Consider the following 1,963-nt stretch of genomic DNA (forward strand, 5'->3'; position numbering starts at 1 on the left):
ATCATGGCCAGGGCGACGGAGCCGGACAGCGCATCGTCTGGCACGCCGCTAATGCAGGCGGCTCAGGAAAGAGCCTCAAAGTCTGCAACGGACCATATTCTTGACGAGTTCAATTTTGCGATTCTGCGTGGCCGGGCGTACACGACTCAGCCCTATCTGGCGATCGTGAACTCTGGAGACGATGTTGAAATAGACAAGTCGACCTTCAAGTCGCGCTTCCGCATCCAGCCATGAAGAAAGAGAATTTGTTGTCGTTGGCGCAGGACGACGGCTTCTCCGATTGGCTTCAGCGAGAGATCGATCGCGCCGGCAAGGTCGTTCACACGCCGCACAAGAAGTGGCCGCTGGTTGCGGACTCGATCGTGCTACCGCCGGGCATGCACCACATCCACAAGCCCTTGGTTCTGCGCAGCGGCGTTCAAATAAGGGGGAGCAGCCAGTCCTCGACTGCACTGATCAGCCACCTTCAGGGGGACCAGGCGGTCTTCAGCACGGCCCCGGACGACGAGCCTTATGCCGTTAAGATCGAGCATCTGCACGCGATCTCTGCGAATCAGTTTCAAGGGCGGTTCCTGGAGGTCTTCAACGCCAATCGAAACTGTATCTTCAATGACCTCTTCATAGAGAACTTTGATAGCGGAATCAGGGCCGTAGACTGCTATACAACTGCGTTTCGGGATATCGGTATATACCGCTGCCGGTTGGGTTTTTTGGCGGGGAATCTCACCAACGGGCGCGTCGAGAACGTCAAGATAGAAAACTGCTCGACGCATGGCTTTGAACTGACCTGCTCCGAAAAAAACACGACTACGGGCACTGAAGTGCGGGGCTTGGTTTGCCAGGGAAATGGCTATAGCGGAGTGCGCCTGCACGGCCTCGACCAGGTCCGCTTTTCCTCGCTGTTTCTCGAGGGGAACAACCGGGATGCGGTGCGGGAGGTCTCGAGCGACGCCAAATATGGTCAGCTCAGCGTCGTGGCGGACAGTGGGGTGATCAACCGACGCAACGGCAATCTCGTCTTTGACTCAATCTTCATCACACCAGGGTACTCGACGTTGGTCAGCAGTCCGGCCATCGATCTTGGCCACGCGGAGAATGTTCGCTTTATCGGTGGATACATTCGGTCGAACCGCCTCGCCTTCAGGCCGGCCTTCCGGATTGCGCCAGGCGTGAATGTGTGTTCGATCGAAAGCATCACCTTCCAGGGATTCAAGGAGGCTGATTTGATCGAAATCACGCCGTCGACCAAGCTCACGACTCGCGATCTCGTGCTGGTCCGGCCGGAACCCGTTGCGGGCAGGCGCGCGAAGGACATTGCGCCCGACGAGCTTGCCCATGAGGGCCTGCATTCCCGAGCTTCGTGATCGTGCCAGCAGATCCGGACTGGGCTGCTGTGGCCCGGCACCGCCAGCCCCGACAGATTGGTTCCAGGACGCGCGTCTGCTCACCCGATGCAGTGCTGCCATAGACTTGAATCGCGGAGTCGTACCCATGAAGAGAGCTCTCATCACCGGCGTCACGGGGCAGGATGGCTCCTACCTCTCCGAGTTTCTGTTGGCGAAAGGCTATCAGGTGCATGGGATCAAGCGCCGTGCCTCGCTGTTCAACACCCAGCGGGTGGACCACATCTACGAGGATCCTCATGTCGATCACCAGCAGTTCGTGCTGCACCACGGCGACCTGACAGACAGTTCGAGTCTCACGCGCATCCTCTCCCAGGTGGAGCCTGACGAGGTCTACAACCTGGGTGCCCAGTCCCACGTGGCCGTAAGCTTCGAGGCGCCGGAGTACACGGCCGATGTGGACGCGATTGGCACGCTGCGCCTGCTCGAAGCCATCCATTTTTTGGGCATGGAAAAGAAAACTCGCTTCTACCAGGCCAGCACCAGCGAACTCTTCGGTCTCGTGCAAGAGACTCCGCAGACGGAGACGACGCCTTTCCACCCACGCAGTCCGTATGGCG

The 1,963-nt window shown here is 58.8% G+C and carries 3 protein-coding genes; all 3 read left to right on the forward strand.

Annotated elements, in window-relative coordinates; translation table 11 throughout:
* A partial coding sequence (locus tag AC1DYI_RS34080; RefSeq protein WP_477208531.1) for a hypothetical protein occupies positions 1–234 on the forward strand: 234 nt, incomplete at its 5' end.
* On the forward strand, positions 231–1,364 hold the full coding sequence (locus AC1DYI_RS34085; protein ID WP_477208532.1) for a right-handed parallel beta-helix repeat-containing protein: 1,134 nt from the start codon (positions 231–233) through the stop codon (positions 1,362–1,364). The genes AC1DYI_RS34080 and AC1DYI_RS34085, both read left to right, overlap by 4 nt.
* Positions 1,365–1,491: 127 nt before the next feature.
* The coding region (locus AC1DYI_RS34090; RefSeq protein ID WP_477208533.1) for a GDP-mannose 4,6-dehydratase at positions 1,492–1,963 on the forward strand (472 nt) is incomplete at its 3' end.

This window comes from Ideonella sp. P3_A4 (assembly GCF_056403075.1).